An 832-nucleotide genomic window follows, 5' to 3' on the forward strand; every position below is an offset into this window, starting at 1 on the left:
CGATCCTGGACCGAGGACCGGATGCTGCGCTGGACCGAGAGCCCCGCCGGGCAGCACATCGAGCTGGGCATCTCGGAGATGAACCTGTTCCTGCTGCTCGGCCAGCTCGGGCTCTCCTGGGACCTGTCCGGGCAGCCGCTGCTGCCGGTGGGCACCGTCTACGACCCGTTCGTGCTGCGCGGCCTCGACGCGTTCCTCTACGGCACCTACTCCGGATCCCGGTTCGTGGTGGCCGGCACCCCGTCCGGCATCACCCTCGCCCCCGAGGGCGGTGCCCACCAGTCCACCATCACCGCGTCGGTCGGCCTGGAACTGCCCGGTGTGACCTTCGTCGAGCCGGCGTACGCGGCCACCCTCGACTGGCTGCTCTGCGACGCGCTCGGGCAGATCGCCGGTGGGTCGGCCCCGGCCGCGACCGCCGCGCCCGCCGAGGACGGCGCGTACTACTTCCGGTTGAGCACCCGACCCCTGGACCAGGCGCCGTTCGAGGCGGCCCGGGCGCGGCTCGGCGACGCGGTGCTGCGCCGGCAGGTCGTCGCCGGGGCGTACCGGCTGGTCGACGCGCACCAGGCGTACCCGCACCTGGTCGACGCCCCGGTGGTGCAACTGGCCGCCTCCGGCGCGGTGCTGCCCGAGGTGCTGGCCGCCGCCGCGGAGCTGGCCGACGAGGGCATCGCCGCGCACGTGGTGGACGTGACCTCGCTGGACCGGCTCTACCGGGCCTGGCAGCGCACCCTGCGACAGGGCGTACGGACGGCCACGGTGCCCCGCTTGCCGGGCGCGCTGCGCTCCGCGTGCGCCGCTCGGGGGCCGGTGGTGACGGTGCACGACG

The 832-nt window shown here is 75.1% G+C and carries 1 protein-coding gene; it reads left to right on the top strand.

Annotation, left to right across the window (positions count from 1 at the left end):
• Window positions 1-832 (top strand): transketolase C-terminal domain-containing protein (locus KBX53_RS34525; protein ID WP_305798012.1); only part of this gene is annotated, 832 nt, incomplete at both ends.

This window comes from Micromonospora sp. M51 (assembly GCF_018070305.1).
GTDB lineage: Bacteria > Actinomycetota > Actinomycetes > Mycobacteriales > Micromonosporaceae > Micromonospora > Micromonospora parva.